18 protein-coding genes are annotated in these 18607 nt (G+C 41.3%); 11 read left to right on the forward strand and 7 right to left on the reverse strand.

Features of this window, described 5'->3' with window-relative positions; genetic code table 11:
• Positions 1–82: 82 nt before the first annotated feature.
• The 4 genes from G5B30_RS12235 to G5B30_RS12250 are packed head-to-tail and all read right to left on the reverse strand — an operon-like array spanning position 83 to position 6548.
• On the reverse strand, positions 83–1438 hold the full coding sequence (locus tag G5B30_RS12235) for a RagB/SusD family nutrient uptake outer membrane protein (protein WP_165320288.1): 1356 nt from the start codon (positions 1436–1438) through the stop codon (positions 83–85).
• Positions 1439–1454: 16 nt separating this feature from the next.
• Positions 1455–4634, reverse strand: a complete 3180-nt coding sequence (locus G5B30_RS12240) for a SusC/RagA family TonB-linked outer membrane protein (RefSeq protein WP_165320289.1) — start codon at positions 4632–4634, stop codon at positions 1455–1457.
• 10 nt (positions 4635–4644) lie between these two features.
• Positions 4645–6048 carry a TlpA family protein disulfide reductase gene (locus G5B30_RS12245; protein WP_165320290.1) on the reverse strand — a complete coding sequence of 468 codons (1404 nt, stop codon included), beginning with the start codon at positions 6046–6048 and terminating at the stop codon, positions 4645–4647.
• An 11-nt stretch (positions 6049–6059) separates the two neighbouring features.
• On the reverse strand, positions 6060–6548 hold the full coding sequence (locus G5B30_RS12250; protein ID WP_165320291.1) for a hypothetical protein: 489 nt from the start codon (positions 6546–6548) through the stop codon (positions 6060–6062).
• A gap of 916 nt (positions 6549–7464) precedes the next feature.
• On the opposite strand from G5B30_RS12250, the gene G5B30_RS12255 reads away from it, so the two are divergent.
• The 4 genes from G5B30_RS12255 (at position 7465) to G5B30_RS12270 (ending at position 9718) form a co-directional block, all read left to right on the forward strand.
• Complete coding sequence (locus G5B30_RS12255; RefSeq protein WP_165320292.1) at positions 7465–7860, forward strand: XRE family transcriptional regulator; 396 nt, start codon at positions 7465–7467, stop codon at positions 7858–7860.
• A gap of 12 nt (positions 7861–7872) precedes the next feature.
• Entirely contained in the window at positions 7873–8232 is a 360-nt protein-coding gene (locus G5B30_RS12260; protein ID WP_165320293.1) for a hypothetical protein, read from the forward strand.
• Positions 8233–8258: 26 nt separating this feature from the next.
• The gene (locus G5B30_RS12265) at positions 8259–8963 is read left to right on the forward strand and encodes an MjaI family restriction endonuclease (RefSeq protein WP_165320294.1); all 705 of its coding nucleotides are present in this window, start codon (positions 8259–8261) and stop codon (positions 8961–8963) included.
• A 170-nt stretch (positions 8964–9133) separates the two neighbouring features.
• Complete coding sequence (locus G5B30_RS12270) at positions 9134–9718, forward strand: MjaI family restriction endonuclease (RefSeq protein WP_317164342.1); 585 nt, start codon at positions 9134–9136, stop codon at positions 9716–9718.
• Positions 9719–9876: 158 nt separating this feature from the next.
• Here the strand turns inward: G5B30_RS12270 and G5B30_RS12275 are convergent, their stop codons facing one another.
• Positions 9877–10956, reverse strand: coding sequence for a DNA-methyltransferase (locus G5B30_RS12275; RefSeq protein ID WP_206367110.1), 1080 nt, complete (start codon positions 10954–10956; stop codon positions 9877–9879).
• Positions 10957–11284: 328 nt separating this feature from the next.
• Here G5B30_RS12275 and G5B30_RS12280 point away from each other — a divergent pair, with 328 nt between their 5' ends.
• From G5B30_RS12280 to G5B30_RS12290, 3 genes are all read left to right on the forward strand, one after another.
• On the forward strand, positions 11285–11635 hold the full coding sequence (locus tag G5B30_RS12280) for a hypothetical protein (protein WP_165320295.1): 351 nt from the start codon (positions 11285–11287) through the stop codon (positions 11633–11635).
• Positions 11636–12086: 451 nt separating this feature from the next.
• A complete protein-coding gene (gene dgt, locus G5B30_RS12285; RefSeq protein ID WP_165320296.1) occupies positions 12087–13706 on the forward strand; it encodes a dGTP triphosphohydrolase in 1620 nt (539 codons plus the stop codon).
• 129 nt (positions 13707–13835) lie between these two features.
• Positions 13836–14570, forward strand: coding sequence for a hypothetical protein (locus tag G5B30_RS12290; protein ID WP_165320297.1), 735 nt, complete (start codon positions 13836–13838; stop codon positions 14568–14570).
• Between the two features lie 65 nt (positions 14571–14635).
• On the opposite strand, the gene G5B30_RS12295 is transcribed toward G5B30_RS12290, so the two are convergent.
• Entirely contained in the window at positions 14636–15169 is a 534-nt protein-coding gene (locus tag G5B30_RS12295; RefSeq protein ID WP_165320298.1) for an ImmA/IrrE family metallo-endopeptidase, read from the reverse strand.
• A 23-nt stretch (positions 15170–15192) separates the two neighbouring features.
• Positions 15193–15525, reverse strand: coding sequence for a helix-turn-helix domain-containing protein (locus G5B30_RS12300; protein WP_165320299.1), 333 nt, complete (start codon positions 15523–15525; stop codon positions 15193–15195).
• Positions 15526–16152: 627 nt separating this feature from the next.
• Here G5B30_RS12300 and G5B30_RS12305 point away from each other — a divergent pair.
• The 4 genes from G5B30_RS12305 to G5B30_RS17500 are packed head-to-tail and all read left to right on the forward strand — an operon-like array spanning position 16153 to position 18572.
• The gene (locus G5B30_RS12305; protein ID WP_165320300.1) at positions 16153–16848 is read left to right on the forward strand and encodes a multiubiquitin domain-containing protein; all 696 of its coding nucleotides are present in this window, start codon (positions 16153–16155) and stop codon (positions 16846–16848) included.
• The gene (locus tag G5B30_RS12310) at positions 16823–18001 is read left to right on the forward strand and encodes a ThiF family adenylyltransferase (protein WP_165320301.1); all 1179 of its coding nucleotides are present in this window, start codon (positions 16823–16825) and stop codon (positions 17999–18001) included. The genes G5B30_RS12305 and G5B30_RS12310 overlap by 26 nt, the downstream gene beginning before the upstream one ends.
• The gene (locus G5B30_RS17290) at positions 17985–18437 is read left to right on the forward strand and encodes a DUF6527 family protein (protein WP_206367111.1); all 453 of its coding nucleotides are present in this window, start codon (positions 17985–17987) and stop codon (positions 18435–18437) included. Before G5B30_RS12310 ends, G5B30_RS17290 begins: the two co-directional genes overlap by 17 nt.
• A gap of 3 nt (positions 18438–18440) precedes the next feature.
• Positions 18441–18572 carry a hypothetical protein gene (locus tag G5B30_RS17500; protein WP_262886602.1) on the forward strand — a complete coding sequence of 44 codons (132 nt, stop codon included), beginning with the start codon at positions 18441–18443 and terminating at the stop codon, positions 18570–18572.
• Positions 18573–18607: the final 35 nt, after the last annotated feature.

The following is an 18607-nucleotide window of genomic DNA, read 5'->3' on the forward strand; positions in this document are numbered from 1 at the left end:
CGACCGAAACGGGAAGCCCCTGTGTTCCGATTCATGCACGTTTCGGAACACAGGGGCTTATTTTTAATCTGCCATTTATATGCTAATCCCTTTTATTCTGCGCCAAGTTGTTTATATCAACCTCAATCTGCGGGATAGGAAAGGCATAGCGATCCGATTGAGGCGCCAAGATGTGCGTCCTGTCATAGGCCGTCCTTTCCAAAGTCGTTTCAAAACGGCTGTCCCGGTTCAACCTTTTAAGGTCGGACCACCGGAGTCCCCGCATGGCCAGTTCTTTTCTGCGCTCCAGGAGAATGAACCTTATAACCTCCTCCCTGTCTTCCATGCTTACATCCTGATAAGGCACATTGCTGTCCCACCGCATTTTTCTTAAATGGTTTACATCCGCTAAAGCTCCTTCGATATCGTCAAGCCTGGCCCTGCACTCCGACCGGATCAGGTACATCTCCGCTGTCGTCGTACCCAAAAACATGCTGCTCGTGCCGGAATAGTTCCCCTTAAACGTAAACACGCCATTCCCCCGGTCTCTAAAAAAGATGATCCTGCGCAGATCACCGGTTTCGTATACCGACAGAAGATCTTCCGAAATCCCGGCCCTGGACGATGTGGCAAAAGAGTATGTCAGCATAAACTGCGGGAATATGACCTCTTCCCCCGCCTGTGCGAACGATATCGGCCGCGAGGATGTCCGCGACAGCCCGTTGTAATCCATCAGCCCCGGCGACAGGGTGATACACCTGTCGGCATATTTTTCCGCCGTACCATACTCCTGCATATAAAGTGCAATCCGGGCAAGCAGCGCATACACGGCATGCCTGCTCGGTCTGGTCAGGTACACCGACTGTACAGTCTCCAGTAGCGGCCCCGCTTCATCAAGATCGGAGAGGATTTTTTTGAAACAGTCCCGTATGCTCACCCGCTCCACCTTCTCATTGATATCCGAACTGAGTTTTAAAGGGATTCCGGGCACCTTATCCGCACTGCCTTTTTCGTAGGGCATGGCATACTCCACAATCAGCTGATAGAAGGCCAGTGAACGGAAAAACAGCGCACTCCCTTTCAGCTGGTTCCATACCGAACGGTTTTCTTCCGTTACTTCAATCGTATTCAGGCCGTCCAGTACAACATTCGCATAAAACACCTGTTCATACAGTATCCTCCAGTCACTTGGGACCGATCCTTCATAGACATCGTCCGCCCACAGATAACTGTTCCGCTCCGGAGCCGTTCTCAGAGACGTCACGCCCTCCGTCGTGATCGCATACTCCTCCCCCGCGATCATGTGCAGCCCGGGCGCCCTGTTCATCTCCACATTGTCCAATAACGCCTGCATATCCTCCAGTTTTGTCGGGATCAGCAGGCCCTGGTCCGGCTTGATGTCCAAATCCCCTTTGCACGAAAAAAAGAGGATCAGTACCGCTGTCTTTATATAATTCATGATTTTGTCTTTAAGTTTAAAAATCCAGTTTGAGACCCGCTGAAAATGTGAACGGCAGGTCCGCGTACGAATTATCCGGATCGATGCCCAGATCATTCGATTTCCAGAGCAGGACAATGTTGTTCCCGTAGAGATAAACGTTCATATTTCTGAACCATTTATTCCCCATCAATCCACCGAAACGGTAATCTATCCGAAAGTCCTGCAGCCTGATATTGTCGCCCCTGTTTATGAGCGCGGTCGAATAGATATAAAACATATCCCTGTTGCCATCCGGCTGCGCGGGTACGGAAGGAACATGTGTCCGGGTTTCGTCCCCCGGAGACTGCCATCTTTCGGCATAGGCAGCACTATTTGAAGACAGCCCATAGTCGTTGGAATAAGCAATGCCCGGTGCCCTGAAATAATACCCCGACCTGTACGTGATATTAAAAGAAGCCGTGAGATTCCCGTACGAAAACGAGTTGCGTACCGATCCAAAAAAAGTAGGCCTGAGCGGTCCCGAATAGACCATATTGTCCAGATCGGTATCCGCGAATATCCCGGTATAATCCGTCGACGTCTCCTCCCCTATATACCCCATGGGGTCACCGTTCTCCGGATCCAGCCCCGCCCAACTGTAACTGTACAGGGCATACAGCGGCCTGCCCGGCAGGGGCAATGCATAAGGGCTCTGTATGTAGCCCAGACCACCCGTTGCGGGAGCTTCTTTCTCATAGCCCGTCACCCGCTCTTTGACGACAGTTGCCAACAGGTCCGTATTCCATTTCAATGGCCCGGTGGTATTACGGGTAGAGAGATTGGCATCCAGTCCCCGTATCTTTGTATCGGCCGTATTGCCCGTAAACAGGACAATACCGGAGGAAGGGGGCAAAGGCGAATCCCCGATCAGATCCAGTCCTCTTTTGCTATAGATTTCCAATGTCCCGGACACCCTGTTGTCCATAGCCGAAAAATCCAGCCCCAGATTAATGATCTGTACACGTTCCCATCTGAGTTCAGGGTTCGGAGGGTTTATTATCGTAGCATAGGGCAGCTGGTACATATTATAACCGCTGACCGCAGCCGTCGTGAACGCAGTAACCGATTTGTTCACATTCCCGTTGTACCCATAGCTGCCCCGCAACTTTAAATAGGGCAATATATCACTGCCGTAGAAGCCCTCCCTGCTGATGTTCCAGGCGAGCCCTGCCGACCAGAGCGGCACACCTTTCTGGTTTGCCCTTACGCCGAAAAGGTTGCTCTGGTCCAACCGTGCGCTGGCGGACAGTATATATTTACGGTCATACGAATAGGAAGCATTGACGTAGTACGACCGAAACACGTCCGTAAAGCGGTCCATATCGTCGTTGTTGGGTATGCTGCTCCTGCGCTGGCTGTCATGGTATAACGGAAAATCGTCGGTCACATAATCTACATAGGCATTCCGGGCATATTCGGCTTCATAGCCGTAATATCTGAAATCCTTCGAATCCGTCCGGGAAAACCGGGTCTCAAAACCGGCTATGGCACTGACCTCCCCTTTCTGACCGAACTGCCTGCTGAAATCCAGCTGCGAGCGGAACGTCCTGCCCAGCGACCGGAGCACCGAGACATCCAATATCCCGCCGAGCGGTACAGGTCTCTTTATCTCTCCGCCGTCCACCTGGGTAAAGCGGTTGATCAGGTCCCTTGCATAATAGGTATCCCTGCTCCTGTGATTGTTCCTTTCGCTGCCCACCTCCGTATGCTGGTAGCTTGCCGATAGCGCAAGGCCATCCGCGATAAGGTACCTGAGGGAAGCATCCATCCTCAGATTATTCCTGACCAGCCTGTTGTCTGCGGCCTGGATTTCCTGTAGCGGAAAATAATTCCAGTCCAGCAGGCCTTCATCCATCGCCCCGGCTATGAACTCCCGGCTATAATCCCTGACCGTGCTGAGCGGCCGGCCATTATCATCCGCTAGTCTCAGATAGGGAATAACACTGCTTGATCCCGACATACTAAGGCCGGTCATGCCCGGATTGTTCCTTATCTCGTTATTATTTGAAAAATAGACACCTGTAGTGACCTGGAGCCGTTCACCGAAAGGTCGGAACGTATTTTTGAGGTTTACTGTGACACGGTCGTATCCGTTGCCGATCAGGCTCTCCCTGTTGTTATCGTAGCCCACCGATGCATAATAATTGTTGTTTTTCACGTCTCCATTGACCGTCAGGGCATATTGCTGAAAAACACCCTTACGGTAGAGGTACCGATCGGCATCCTTCCTCACGTCGTAGGTTTTCATCCGTTCGATCTCCCTGTCGATCTCCGGGATCCGGCCGGGATCGGCCTGCCCCCCGTACAGCAGCTCGACCACAGGTGACAGCGGCCGGTAGCCCGAATTCTTCGCCGCATCGTAATACCCTTCCTCAAACAGCCTCCTTTCGATATCGATGTAATCCGAGGCCGGCAAGGTTTGCCGGACATAGAGATCGGGCTTATTTACCACAGTCGTGCCGGCATTGAAGCCGATGTTCAATGGACTGCCGGCCCTGCCCTTCCTGGTGGTGATGACGATCACCCCGTTTCCCGCACGCGATCCCCATATCGATGCCGCCGCGGCATCTTTCAGTACCGTTATGCTCTCCACATCGTTCGGGTTGATATCCACCAGTTCACCCTCATACGGAAAATTGTCGATGACGATCAGCGGCTCGGCATTGCCAAAGATCGTACTCTGCCCCCTGATGCTCAGTGCACTGTTGCCATAGGTATTGAAGCTCAGACCGGGCACGATATCCCGCAGCCGGTCCGTTATATTTGTACTTACGGACCTGTTCAGAAGATCGTTATCCAATTGTACGAACGACCCTGTCGCCCGTTCTTTGGGCAGTGTCTGGTATCCCGTGGAGACGACGACCTCCTGTAAAGCCGTGCGCTGCGGCGTAAGCCGGACAACAATATCTTCCCTGCCAAAAGGAGCATAGAGATATAATGTATCATACCGCACCCCATGGAAGACCACCGTGTCCCGCGCCGACACCGGAACGGAAAAACGTCCGTCCGCATCGCTCAGCGAGGTCTGCGCTGTCCCCTTGACCGTGACGGTGGCCCGCGCTACCGGAGAACCCGTATCGATGTCCAGCACACGGCCGCGCAGGACCTGCTGTGCACCGGCCATAGAGACGCAGAGCACAGACAGTATGAATATATATACTATCGTCTTTTTCATAACTGATCATTTAGGTAACATCATCTATTTCCAGCACATGGGTCTTACGGAGCTGTACTTCCAGCGTAAGGTCATATCCCGCCAGATCCGCATTCAGCTGACCGAGATCCGTAAGGTCGGCCTCCAGTACCATATCTACAGCTCCCGTGTACCCGGTATCGTTTATTACGGGATAGGGCTGATTCTGCAGGTAGATGATCTCGAGCCGGGATGTGAGCACATCCAGACTGCTGTTCCGTAACCTGCAGCCATTGCCGAATTCATGTAGGACCGGACCTCCTTTGGTGGCGATCTTATCTTTATCCGAGGTCCTCCGGAGTACAAGACATGCTACTTCTTTCTCCCGTATGGCTACGCTGTACTGCGGGAACAGCCTGCCCAGATCGGCCCTCATCCGTTCGAACAGGATATCCAGACTATCCCTTGTACTTGACGCTGCATAGCAGAACCCATTTCCCCGGTTCATCCAGGCCCGGAAATCAGCGCCCTTTGTCCCCTTGGGAGGCCGCAGGAACAGCGAGTCCCGGGTACTGATGACCGTCCTGTTCCATCCGAAATACTTTCCGTCGATCCTATAGGCAAGTCTGTAGAGCTGCAGCAGGGTCATGTTCGTGGCATTGATCCCGTTGAAGCCGTGCCGGGACATATAGGACAGCGTATAGGCTGTGGGGAGCCCTTCAGTGTACCCTGCAAACAGGGAATGATAGATCAGGTTACGCCCGTCGCCGCCGTTTCCGTTGATCAGCAAGGGCCTGTTCCTGTCATACGCCATTTTCATGTCCCGTTTCTGCGTTACGGCCAGCCCGTCGTCAAGGGCCTTGCCGATATTGGCCGCATGGACATCTTGGGAGCCGGTGATGGCCTTCACGGTGCCCTCACCATCGATCCATACATAATGCGGTAAGGTCCTGTGCGGAAAAAGTTTATGCAATTGTTTGTCACCTGTTATATAGGGCACCTCGTAGTGCCTGTTCCGCTGCTTTTCGAACCGCTCCAGAAAGGGAAGCACTTCCTTCCCCGGCTGATAGGTGACCGAAAGGAACTGCACCCTGTCCCCGAAATGCCGCTGCAGGCTGTCCATTCTGGGGATCATGGCCACACAGGGGGCGCACCATGTCGCCCAGAAATCCAGTATCAGCAATTTGCCCGCGAAAGCGGAGAGCCTGGTCGCATCGGTTTTATGATTATGGACATTCCGGACGAGCAGATCCGGAACCCTGTCGCCGACCTGTAGACCCGTAGCTACCAGATCGACCGCTCCCGAAGCCGGCGTGTCGCTCTTACTTTGCCCCTCGCCAGTCCGTATCTCTACAAGCTGCCCCCGGACATCAGATAAAACAAACAGAAAGGAAACAAAAAACAATGCTATATACCGTAACCCGGATACCCTCGGCATCGGGTTACCACTATTCATACCATAATCCATTACCGCAGCCCCGATAAACGTCCGACAAAATCCAGCCTTACTCCTTCTTTGATCTCCTCCACCCGTTCTACGGGCAAATAGCGGCCTATGGCACTGTAGTTACGGTTCATATAATGCACCGTATGCCCGGCGATGATAAAGGAAACAAAATCCTTTACGAAGCTATCGAGCGCCATAGCCTCCCGGCTTTTCTCCGGCACGGCTCCTTTTGCCAGCAGCACCATATCGAATAGGTTCAAGCGGTCCGTATTGTTACAGTTGTATCTGGACCAGAAATTATCGATCACCCGGGCAGGGCTGTAATCCGTGAATTCGATGGTACGGAACTCCTCTGCCATTGCTGAAAGAAGCTCCTCATATTTCAGTACCAGGGCTTTATCAATAAAGACCTGTTTTACGGGAGAAGGTGTTTCTCTGGGCACCTCGTTTTGGTCAGTTGCCTGCGGAGATCGGTCTACATACCTCTCCCCTTTGCGTAATTTTCGCATGCTATTAGGTTTTTTGGTGGAGTAGCGTTTTTATATAATTCTACCCCGGTTGACCTCTGGTCCCGGCAACGCTTTAGAAAGACACCATCCTTTCTATCCGGCCCGATGCCGGGACTTTGGTCTAATCGATTAATAAATTTGGTTCCCGTAATGTATCTTAAGCGTAGTATCCACGTAATTTAAGCAGGTTTATCGTGACACATTCACCGGGCAAAAGTAAATATACCGACCCCGATATTATTGCAAATCAACAATAATCGATGGCGATCACTTGGAAGGAATAGAAAAGTTTGCTAATTTTAGAATGCGAATAATAAAAATAACCAAACCGATCTCGACCTATGTCCGCAGTGATGCATACATATTGTCATTTTAGAAAATAAAGAGGTCGGTTGGACAGGAAGGAATACGGTATTGCAACAACACCTCACTGCGAGGCGTTCTGCCCCTCTCCTTTTCTGTCCGTTTGGTCTGCGTCTATTCCGGCGAGCGGATGACGTTTTTTAGGAGCAAGGAATGGGAAAACCAGTGACGTACTTTCTGGAAGTGGTCGGGGCGGTTCTTGACGGTGTGTAGTTTCGTTCTGTTCATAACTTTTGGTTTTATGTAGAACGAGCTTATAAAATCAGAAGGCAGGGTTCTCTGTCTCCTACTAAATCCCAGGGACTAGCACCCCCAACACAGTATTCAACAGGCCCTGCCTAAAGATTGTGTAAATATACACAAAATCTTTAGACGTGGGTCGAACCTGTTGCCTCGTGTGGTAAAGCTTGCTAGTCTTTGGAATTTGAGGCTCGTTCAACTCACAGTCTAATAAATAGACGTAGTTATCATATATCACGTCAATCCTAGATTGACAACACAAATATAAAAACAACTTTTAAAAGAACCAAATATATAGTACATAAAATTTGTAATGAGTAAATTTCACGAGTCTAAAGCTATTTACAGAATAGAGTATGAATTAATCTTAAACGTACAAAAGTTTAGAGGAGAACGCGGATGGTCTCAAAGAGTTCTAAGTGGAAAAATGGGATTAGCCGAAGCGTTTGTAGGTAATTGTGAATCCCTTGACCAAGATCAAAAATATAACCTACGCCATATTGGCATATTAAAAAAGGTTTTTGGTTTTAAAAGTCTTGATGATCTTTTTCCGAATGGTATACCTAAAGATGAACAGATCGTAATCAGATATAAAAAAGTGCCAAAGAAAAAAGCTGATGGCACTCCGTCGAAACTTATGGAAAATGAAGTGATGGAGATTGTGGTCGTCGATGCAGAGACTAAGGCAAAGGGGAATAAAAGAGAATAATAAGTAAAAACTATGCAACAATTTACACAAAACCAAAGACGAGTTCTTTTGAATGCCTTGCAAGTAGGCCGACAAAATGCCATCAGTGCAAAAAACTTAGCTGCTATAATTGGCTTTCCGACTTCCAGTAACCAAGTAAAACTAAGAAGTTTAATAACAGAATGTATCGAACTGGAAGGAGACTTAATAGGAGCGGTTACGGGAAGGCCAGCAGGATTTTTTCTCATCAACAATCAGCACGAATTAGATCGATATTTAGACACATTGGAAAGCCGAACCAGAAGGGATAACGACAGAAGGACCGCACTTATAAATAATTGGAACACTGCTCGTCCTAACTCTATAACAATGAAACAAATTATAACCATTTAATTCGACAATATAAGACTAAGTAGATTATGCCAGCAGACTACATCTCAGGCCACGAAGGCGTAAACTTAAAATTTAAACGCGAGACCTTACTCAACTACGCCAATGGACGGTGGGCACTAACCAAAGCACATAGTGTTGGTCCGACATCTGAACTTATTCGAGCCTGTGCACCAGAAGTATTTGAAAATTGGGAAGCTTTTTATTTTCAACATGCTACACAAAAGAAAAAGAATGGTGAGCGCATTACGCGAGAGTACATCATTTCTTTGGGTCAAAGGCTATATGTGAAACTTACCGAAATAGTACAACAGGAACTATCGGCTATTACGGAGGAAGAATGTATTGAATATGTGTATAATCTCGTAATCAATCGGACATATGAAGGCTATGTAGGAGAGATACAAACTATTTATGGGCAATTACAGGTATTGATAGGCCACGACATCATAGCCGCCCCTGACAATTGGGATAGAAATTATGGAGTGGATTTTTACATAGAAATTAACGGAAGGTATATCGGGCTACAGATTAAACCTATTTCATCAGGCATGGCGCTGAATGATTATCAATGGATAGAAATGCACCGGATAAATCATGAGCGTTTTGAACAGGCGTTTGGAGGAAAGGTTTTTTTTGTTTATTCAATAAAAATAGGGGATAAAAAGAATATACATAATATAGACGTAGTAGAACAAATCAAAACGGAAATATTTCGCTTGCAAGCCATGTAATATCTTGAACTTTCCAGCCAGAGTCTTATAGAGATGGTGTAAACATATTGAACAGAAACACAGTAAAGTAAACAATCTCAAGAGAAAGTAATAGAAATACAATCTACTTAAAAAAAAGCAAAATAGTGCAGAAAGCAAAATAGGTAATTGTCATAATATAGAAAAATAACGTGAATAAGAAAATCAACATAGCCAATACAGAACTCAACATATTACTGTCAGGCAAGCAGTACACTTTCCCAAAATATACCACACAAATCATGAACTTGGCCAATTCTAATGCTCAAGGTACACGACCAAGAGTCGTGGGGCAAATGAGTGATTTGATACAAGAGTTCCCCGGACAGTTTATGAATGAATGGCAGACTTGGTATCAAGAAAAACATCCTGTAGCTATAGATAATGCAACGACAAGAATATGGAACATGGTACAAGAGTTCCAAAAAGTCATTAACACCATTGATGAGAAAATGGTACGAGACTGGGTCGAAGAACTTATCCTCGTGAAAACATTTAGCGGCTTAAAGTTTCAGGAAGCAATCCTGAAAAAGATTGCCGAGCAAGAAAACACCACCTATCAATTAGCTGACCCGAGTGATGAAAGCAAAGGCATTGATGGCTATATCGGCGATATACCCGTAAGTATCAAGCCAATAAGCTATAAGTCCAAAATTCTCAGCGAAAATATAAGTGTTTGTATGGTTTATTACGATAAGAAAAAAACCCGAATCAGTGTTGAATATAATTTAGATTGATCAAATATAGCATTTACCCAATAAGATGTGACAGCCTTGTTACAGGCCCTTCAAACCTCAAAACAAACAGCAATACTTGCTCCTGATTTGCTAAGGTGATTGATTTGATCGCTAAAACAAGTAGGGAAATATTGAATATGGATGAGATACAAAGTCCTTTAAGAATTAGACTTGCCGAATGGGGCTGTTGCATATTCTACAAAAAAACAGTCACTTACACATTCTATTTTCTGGACGTACCTAAATTCCATATTTCTTTCTTGAGAGGTCATGACCTCCACGTCAAGGTATTCATTAAAATGCTTTATCTCCTTTTTTTTCGAATCCAGTTTTCTCGCTGCAATAAATCTCTTGTGGTTTTCTATACGGCTGAGCAGGATATTGTTTAGGTCGGATATCTTCAAACTTGATAAATTATCAAAAACAAAATCTTTAAAAGTCTCATCTATCTCATAGCCTATACTGTGTCGACTGGCCGCCATAGCCGCAATACTGGTAGTACCCGTTCCCAAAAAAGGATCCAGAATCGTATCACCGTAGACAGAATACATATTTATTAACCTGTAAGGGATTTCAAATGGATAAGCGGCACTCCGCTCCCTACCGATAGTGGCATTGATCTTTTGTTTAGTGCCTTTTAAATCCCACAGGTCTGAAAACCACACGTTCCTCTCCTCCCAAAAATAAGCTGACTTTTGTCGGTTGGCTTTCTCAATATCCTTTTTAAAGGCTCTCTTGCCCTGCTTTCTAAAAATGAGGATCCATTCGTGCTCCAAAGTGACATAAGCTCCTCCTGGCAACATTCCCGACCCCATAAATTTATTGGGTGCATTGGTCTGCTTCCTCCAGATAATATTTGGAAGATTATCAAAACCTAATGAAATGAACTTGCTGACTATCCGCGTATGGTTTGGATACAGCGCAAAGTTTTTATCTATTGTGCGTGTAGCGTCTCCGATATTGATACAGGCAACGCCACCGGGGCTCAATACCCTATATACCTCCGTCCATACCTGATCAAGCTCCTGATGCATTAGTTCGTAGATACAGTAAGCGTCATTTTGGATAAATTTATTTCCTATGGATGGATTTTGCCTTCCCAAAACTTCATCCCACATCTCTATCATGGGATAAGGGGGGGATGTAACCACTAATTGAATCGATTCGTCTTCGACCCTATTCATATTTTGGGCTGCCCCTATAAAAATACTATGCTGTGTCTTTTCAAAATTCATCATGCAAATATAACATTCTAAGCCACGTTTTATCCCATCTTGAATATGAATAGCTGATTGGCAGTAAGCTCCTACCAACTGCCGCCCCTCTTCCTCACTTTGATACGTCCCTCTACTCCAAACACAATCTGCATTGAGGATAGCGTGTCCTAACTGCGATATCGATTCTGTACCGAGTTCAAAGTATCCTGTTAAAGATCCGATATTTATGGATGCTATGAATGGCTATTGGTTTGGATAGGGGAAATTAATTTGTTACCTTTAGATTACAAAGAAAATTTAAGTCATTTATACGCCACCTGCGCCAAATTAAAAAAATATAACATAATTTATGAAACAAGTACGCACCTTCAAATTCCTTATAACGAGCGAACATGAAAAACGCATGGAGGATGACCCCCAGCGGATTCTACATATTCCCACTGGGTCGGTAATGGAGATAAACGATGCATACAAACCACATCGGGTGCCACCGGAAAAACGACACTACACTTTTCAATTCTTCAACCGATATGGAGGTGTTCAGGAATTTGATTTGACGATATTAGATTCAAATGACGACAACATCATGCAAATCCTGGAGGAATGTGCGGAATGGTATTGTCATTATTGCGGGTGGCTCGATCGGGATATCGGTAAGGTGTTGTTTGGCCCGGATCCAGTTGTTCAACTTGAGAATTAATTTACTAACTTTTCGAAGTTTTGCCTCCCCTTCGCCTTCTTTTCTTTTTAAAGAAACAACCACCAACCATTTTGGAAAATTGGAAAAGATATACTAATTTTATTGTATTAGAATAAAAGCTAGCCAGACCGACCAGATTAACAAAGTGCAATCAGATTTTATGGAGGTTACTATTGGTTATATTGGTCAAATAGAAAGTAAGAAACTAAAAAGTATGTACTCCTACGATCAGTTGAATGTGTTGCTATACTTTGCAAGTGTAGTCTTAAGGATATTATGCCTGAGAAGACTACTTGAGGAGTAATGTAGATTTTGCAAAAGGGAAACTGAAACAGCAATATATTAAACCATTGAAAATCAAGACATATATAACAAAAAAAGATAACGGAAGCATAAAGGGTTACAACAACATATATTAAATTAATTATCAAGCTATTATAAAATCCACAGAATGAATTGGGAAAAATTATTATCAGAACAGAGGATAAGAAAGTCAAGTAAAAAAGATCCTAATCAGGCACTGCGAAAAGACATTAGAAATGAATTCGAAAGTGATCTCGGGCGAATAATTTATAGCCCAGCTCTAAGAAGAATGCACGATAAGACTCAAGTATTTCCTTTGACGACAGATGATAATATTCATACAAGATTGACCCATTCTAATGAAGTTATGTCTCTTGGATATACATTTGGACTCAAATGTGCTATCTCAAAAAAAATTCAAGATAGAACTAACAAAACTGAATCTGAACTTTTCCGTATAATTCCTGTTATCTTACAAAGTGTATGTTTAATTCACGACATTGGAAATCCTCCCTTCGGTCACTTTGCAGAAGACATTATAGCCAACTACTTTAATGAAATTAAAAATAATCCATTTATTCCTAAGGACGCCATTTCTGCTTTTGAAAACTTAGATAACCATCAAAAAAATGACTTTATACACTTCGACGGAAATGCTCAAGGATTAAGAGTCGTTACAAAGCTTCAATATCTTGATGATATTTTCGGACTAAATTTAACCTATTCTATTCTAGGCTCTTATTTAAAATATCCGAATTATTATGCGGTTGAAATTAGCAATGACAAAAGAAAAGAATTAAAAAAGAGAAATATAGGTCAAGGAAAACATGGTGTATTCTATTCTGAAAAGGGTTTTTATGAGAAAATAGTCAAAGAATGTATATTAAAAAAGGCTAGTAATGAAACAATCCGCCACCCTCTTTGCTTTTTAATGGAGGCTGCAGACTCAATAGCTTATCGTGTAATGGACATTGAGGATGGCTTTAGTAAAAAATATGTAACTATTGAAGATTTTGAAGAGGCATTTTATAAATCCTCTTCAGGAATAGCCAAAGAAATTTTAAAAATTTGCTCAAGAAAGGACTGTAATGATGGAAATAAAATTGTTTTTATTCGAATAAAACTAATTGATTATCTCGTCAACTTAGCCTTTGAAAATTTCGAAACAAATCTTGAAAAAATTGAAAAAGGAACTTACCATAAAGAGCTAATAGAAGATGATGAAAATGGAATTGATGAAATTCTAAAAAAAATTTGTGCTACCAAAATATTTAATACAAGAGAAATCAATTATCTCGAAACCACTGGATATTCGGTAATAACGGGGCTTTTAAATCACTATATAAGCCAACTCTTTCATAGTAAAAAAGGATTTTCTAACAGGTCTCTCCCCTTAATCTCTTGTTCAATACGCGAAGTAGCATTAGAGGAAGATCTACAAAATATAATTGAAAATAAATATAAGAAAATAACAAATGATAATTTTACTGAGTCACAGCAATCCAATTATAAAAAACTAAAACAAAAGATTGAGGATTATATCCAAGAAATCAAATCATGGGAATCGCAAGAGGAAATAGACCATAAAGAATGGAAACGTCTTAAAAAAGAAATATTAGAAGATTTTCAGGATTTAGACAATGCTATTGACTTTACAGATTTGAGCGATTACTACAAATTTAGAGTTATTGTAGATTTTATTTCAGGTATGACAGACAAATTTGCACTTACACATTATCAAAAAATTAGTGGTCAAAAAATTGATTAAGAACTATTTTGTTAATAACTTTATAAGGAACTTCTATATATTTGTAAAAAGATAAAAGGCGAGCAGTTATTATTAAAGGATTGGTTTATTGTTATAGATATTATATAACACCTTTATATCCCTTATAATATGATTAAGGAAAAAGAACATAACGATACTTCTTTATCAGAAGACAAATTCGTCAAGTACTTACACTCTAAATTGGATGATAAAGTATTAGATTTTGTCGAGGTATTAAATGCAGAATTAGATTTATTAGTTTTTAGTGGTGTCATCCGCGATTTTGCCTTGAAGCATAATGGAGAGCTAAGAGATTTAGATTTAGTTGCCAAAAGGAATTTCCATCAGTTAGAGAAACTCATTAAAAAATTTGACGGTATAAAATTCTCTAAAAACAGTTTTGGAGGATACAAATTGAAGATATCAAATATCTGTGTTGATATTTGGAATGCAGAAGATACATGGGCACTTAAAGAACAAAAAATCCAAAATTGTATCTTTATGGAAGAAGATCTCCCCTATAGTTGTTTCTTTAATTTTTCTTCTATTGTTTTTGACATCAAAAGGAATAAATTTATTAAATCAAAGAAATTCAATGAATTTTTAAAAAACAAGACTTTAGACATTGTTTTAGAAGATAACCCATACCCAGAACTTTGTATAATCAATACGTTCTATTACAAAGACAAATATGATTTAAGAATTTCGGCTAATTTAAAAAAATATTTGAAAGCAAATTTTTATAATATCCCACAGGATAAATACGAAAAGATTCAAATCAAACACTTTAATAAAGTAATATACTCACACGACATGTTGAAAAACAGAGTAAATAAATTAGGCAAACATACACATCCGGCCTAAAAATTAAAAAAGCAATAATTTAAAATTATTGCTTTTTTAATTTTCACAAGAAACGTATTGCCCCCCTAAAATTCAATTAACCCCAAATTCACTAACCTATAGGTCATAGCCGAATTACTCACTTCAAATTTTTCTGCTAAATCCTGAATATTAGAATCGTCATAAAAATCATTTTTAGATTTCGCGAATAGTTTTCTTACAGCCTTTTCCGGCATTAGAAGATTAGCCGCAAAATAATTCGCTTCCCGTTCTAACTTTTCATCCTTGACATTATAATCATCAGAATTTTTACGATACAAGACCTTATCCATAAACATACTTCCTTGATCTTTATGGAGGATATAATGTCCTAGTTCATGAGCAATTGTAAATCTTTTTCGAACCCCAGAATGTCCCTGGTTAACACCAATCGTAGAATGAGAACCATTTAAAACTAAAACTCCAGAGATTTCTTCTTCGAATGTGTAATAAACTAGATCAATTTTCAATACTTTAACAATGTTTTCAATCTCTACCGGTAAATCAATCTCACTATTATTACTAAAAATATTGTTAATAAATGATATAGTGTCATTTACTACTTTTTTAGAAATAGCCATAGTATCATTTTATTATTAAATAATCATTTACTCTTCCTTAAACCTTGCAAAAAGCTATTAAGAGCTTCTTTAGTTGTTTGATCTTGTTCCCTAACATCTGCTCCGCGTAGATTCAAATCATCAATATTTATATTACTTATATTAGGTATTAATTCTGCCACACTGGCCTTAAGATAGTTTGCTATTAGTGCCAAGGTTATTATACTAGGCCTTTGACGACCTTTCTCAATGTTTGCTATCGACGATCTTGATAATTTCAGAAACTCAGACAACACCTCTTGACTGATCTCTTTATCATTTCTCACAGAGGCAATCTTAGCTCCTAATTCAATATAAAATTGCTCTTCGCTATTCATAAACCCCTCCTTTCTTCGGGAGTGCAAAAGTAATAATATATTTTAAATATACACAATATATAAACAATAACAAACAACAATAAATAAAGTTTTCAACAAATAAACATAGAAACTACACATTTCATTATGAAAACAAAAAATATTACACATTAATAATCAACAACTTAAAAATAAATTGTTTATTAAACAAACAATTATATATGTTAATAAATTGTACATATACAAAAAAACACATTGAATATTTGAAATTATAGATTATCTTTGTAACAGTTTAAATGGTTAGATAATTTTGAGAAGAAAATGAAAGTAAAAATAATATAAACAAAAAACCAGGCTAATTAAATCAACCTGGCTCATTCGTTTAAAAGGCTAGACCGTTGCAAGGTCTAGATTTTTGTCTGGAAACCAAAAATACTCCCTTTAATCGAATTTTCCAAAGCCTTTCTTGATTTTATTTAGAATTGTTACAGGTAATGTAGCACTCGTGCCTGAATGTTTAACACTAAACATATCATAGTCGCAGAGAAATTTCTATACGGCCAGCACAGCTGGCAGCTGTTGAAACGATATACACAGCCACTGATTTAATTAATAAAAACGGCAATAACTCATATAAAAATTAAGAAAATGGAAAATTCGAAAGGGGCGCCTTCCACGCAAAAACTAAAACACCCTTTACAATTTGTGATCGAGGGGAAGAAATACGAAACCTACGATCAATATAAAACCGGAGCAGAATTAAAGAAATTGGCCGGCATTCCTTTGGACACTGACCTATTCTTATCAATAAAAAAACCCTATGCGGATGAACTGATTGAGAATGACAAAGCCGTTAACTTAGCTAGACCGGAGACAGAATACTTCTTTGTAAAGAAAAAATTGGAATTCTTTATTAACGGGGAGCCATTCACTTGGTACAAACAGTTTATCAATGGTCTGGAATTACGCGAATTAGGTAAAATACCTAATGATCATGATCTATTCCTTGATATTAAAGAAGGTTGGGAAGATGATCAGATCATGGACGATGAGATTGTAGACTTGGCTCGCCCTGGAAGAGAACGCTTCTTTTCTAAACCCAAGCATACAGAGTTTACCATAATTGTCAATGCCCGAGAGAAAAAATGGGAGACTTCGGAAATCTCTTTTGAGCAAGTTGTTTTTTTGGCATTTGGTGCTTATGATCCTAATCCCAACATAGGATATACTGTCACGTACAGCAGGGGTCATCTACCCAAGCCAGAGGGCACAATGGTTAAAGGTTCAGTTGTAAAAGTCAAAAATAAAATGATTTTCGATGTCACAGCAACTGATAAATCTTAGTCCTGACCTTAAGCGTCTAAGAGACGAAGGATATGAGATAGAGGTACGTGGTGGATATTTACTTATCCACCATATACCTTATGTCAATCAAAACAAGGAAATTAAATTTGGTTCCTTTGTAAGCAATCTGACACTGATTAACGGAACTAAAACCGGACGTCCCGACAACCATGTGATGTATTTCATTGGGGAAAATCCTTGTCAAATAGATGGAACGGTAATCACTGCTATTCAACATAGTAATACTACTGCGAGGCTGAACAATCAAATCACGATAAACAGGTCTTTTTCAAACAAACCTAAAGGCGGATATGCCAATTATTACGAAAAGGTCAAGAGGTATGCTGATATTATCTCCGCACCTGCTCAGTATCTCGATCCAAGCGTAACGTCAAAAACATTTAAAGCAATTCCCGATGTGAATAACGAGACGGTTTTTGAATATATAGACACGAATTCAAGTAGAGCAAATATCGAGTTGATAAATTCAAAACTTGAAGGGCAAAGGATAGCAATCATAGGTCTAGGTGGCACAGGAGCGTATATACTCGATCTAGTAGCGAAAACTCCCGTCAAAGAAATCCATCTTTATGACGGAGACAGCTTTGATCAGCACAATGCTTTTCGTTCTCCCGGAGCGGCATCGATCAAAGTGCTTGATGACAATCCTAAAAAGGCTGAGTACTATCAAAAAGTATATTCCAATCTCAGAAAATCAATCTACGCTCACGATTACTATATAACCAAGGATAATATCTATGAGCTAGATACGGTGGATTATGTTTTTATCTGCGTAGACAAAAATTCCGTAAGAAAGCCTCTTACAGATTATTTAGCCAAAATCGGCGTATCCTTTACAGATGTCGGTTTAGGCGTTTATGTCGTTGACAACCAATTAATGGGAGCAATCCGGGTTACCTCCTCTAGTAAAGAAAAAGTTGACCATCTTCCGTTAAGGATATTTGGAGAAGATTCTGAAAATAATGAATATACTACAAATATACAGATAGCGGAATTAAATGCCTTAAATGCCACACTAGCCGTTATAAAATGGAAAAAGGAATTTGGATTTTACATAGATCAAGAACGAGAATACCATAGTTCTTATTCCATTGGTACATCAAAAATTTTCAACGATGATACTACAACATAGATTCGTAGAGTTCATACCCGATACCATAGAAGAAGGTGCTATCTACATTTCTTTTCAATATTGCACAGCCATACACAAATGTGTGTGTGGCTGCGGCAATGAAGTGGTTACCCCTCTCTCGCCTACAGATTGGGAACTGACGTTTAATGGAAAAAACATTTCGCTCTATCCATCTATTGGTAATTGGAGCTTCGAATGTCAATCTCATTATTGGATTAGAAAAAACAAAATCAAACATGCAGATAAATGGGGTAGCTCTGAAATCATGAATAATAGGGAGGGTGACAGGAATTCTAAGGACATATATTATAGTGACAATAATGTATTAGTTGAAGAGCAAATAGCCCCTTTAAATTCTAAAAAAGACAAAATAAGTGGGTGGGCGAGATTCAAAAATTTTATTTCAAACCTAATAAAAAAAAGAAAGGAGGTATAAAGAATGGCTAAAGATGGTGAAGGACGCAAGTTCAACAGAATCCCGGAGCACACAAAGATTGTCAATGGGAAGAAAATCACAGTTGCTGCTCATGTAAGAAGCAACCGTTCTGATTCCAAAGGGAGTAAGAAGTAGTCTAAAAAACTCCTGTCTCGACAGGAGTTTTTTAG

Source organism: Sphingobacterium sp. SGG-5, from assembly GCF_011043525.1.
Classification (GTDB): Bacteria; Bacteroidota; Bacteroidia; order Sphingobacteriales; family Sphingobacteriaceae; genus Sphingobacterium.